The 334-nt window shown below is 62.3% G+C and carries 1 protein-coding gene; it reads left to right on the top strand.

Annotated features, from left to right (window positions below):
• Positions 1-334, top strand: a 334-nt coding sequence (locus ACFDR6_RS36330) for a chemotaxis protein CheW (protein ID WP_375861387.1), incomplete at both ends; no start/stop codon positions are given.

Below are 334 nucleotides of genomic sequence, written 5' to 3'. Positions count from 1 at the left end.
CCTCAAGATCGACGACGGCGCGGCCTCCGATCCCGAGAACGGCTTCATCGTGGTCACGCAGGTCGGCAGCCAGACTTTCGGCATCGTGGTCGATGGTGTCTTCCATACGGAAGAGATCGTCGTGAAGCCGATGTCCACAAAACTGCGTCACATCGACATGTTCTCCGGCAACACCATCCTGGGCGATGGCGCGGTCATCATGATCATCGACCCCAACGGCATTGCCAAGGCGCTCGGCGCCGCCGGCTCCTCGGCCCATGACATGGGTGACGAGAACGGCGCGCATCACATCGGATCGGGCGAGCAGACCACCTCGCTTCTGGTGTTCCGCGCT

The sequence above is a fragment of the Bradyrhizobium tunisiense genome, assembly GCF_042263385.1.
Taxonomy (GTDB): Bacteria; Pseudomonadota; Alphaproteobacteria; order Rhizobiales; family Xanthobacteraceae; genus Bradyrhizobium; species Bradyrhizobium tunisiense.
This window is presented reverse-complemented; position numbering and strand designations above follow the sequence as displayed.